The sequence below is a fragment of the Mycolicibacterium chubuense genome, from assembly GCF_001044255.1.
Taxonomy (GTDB): Bacteria; Actinomycetota; Actinomycetes; order Mycobacteriales; family Mycobacteriaceae; genus Mycobacterium; species Mycobacterium chubuense.
In genome coordinates, this window is the sequence record NZ_JYNX01000040.1 from 1 (window position 1) to 726 (window position 726).

The window sequence follows — 726 nt, forward strand, 5'->3', positions numbered from 1 at the left end:
CACGTCGGCGCGTTCGGCCTCCACCTCGGCGAGCCCTGCGTCGAGGTCGGCCTGCCGGGCCCGGGCGGCGGCGCGCGGCGCCAGGTCGGGGTCCGCCAGCTCCCGGGTGAGCACGGCGACCAGATCGTCGACGCAAGGCTCCCCCAGCCGCGGATCGGCCGCGGCGGTCACCCACGGGACACCACCCAGCCGCGGTGCGGCCGCAGCCAGCCGGTCCTGATCGGCGGCGAGCACGTGGCGCCACGCGCGGTGGTCGTCGACCTTGTTCACCACCCCGATCACCCCGCCGGCGCGGGCCGTGACCGCGGCGGCCAGCGCGCCGTCGGACCGCGCCATCGGGGCGTCGGCCGACACCACGAACACCACCACCGGCGGCGTCTCGCCGACAGCCAGCCCGGATGCCTCGACGAAGCGATAAGCGGGCATCCGCTGCTGCAGCCGGGCGAGCACGCTGGTCACCCCGGCCCGCGCGGTACCGGTGACGAGAACCGGGTCAGTCACCGCAGGCCTCCAGCAGCCGCAGGCTGCCGCGGGCGATGTCGGCGGCGCAGCGCCGGTGCAGCGCATCGAGCGGTGCCCTCGCGTACGCGTGCCACCGCAGCGCCCGGCGGGCGTGCGCTCCGGCGTCGTCACCGCGATCCACCTCGGCGCCGCTGGCCTCGACGACGTCCACGGCCGCCGTCATCACCGCCAGCACGACGTCGTCGCCGTCGACGAACGCCGCCA

Annotated in this window: 2 pseudogenes; both read right to left on the reverse strand. The window is 77.0% G+C overall.

Annotated features, from left to right (window positions below):
* Positions 1-501 (reverse strand): annotated as a pseudogene (locus tag MCHUDSM44219_RS17155) (hypothetical protein); the annotation flags it as partial.
* Positions 494-726: pseudogene (locus tag MCHUDSM44219_RS17160) on the reverse strand (hypothetical protein); the annotation flags it as partial. The pseudogenes MCHUDSM44219_RS17160 and MCHUDSM44219_RS17155, both read right to left, overlap by 8 nt.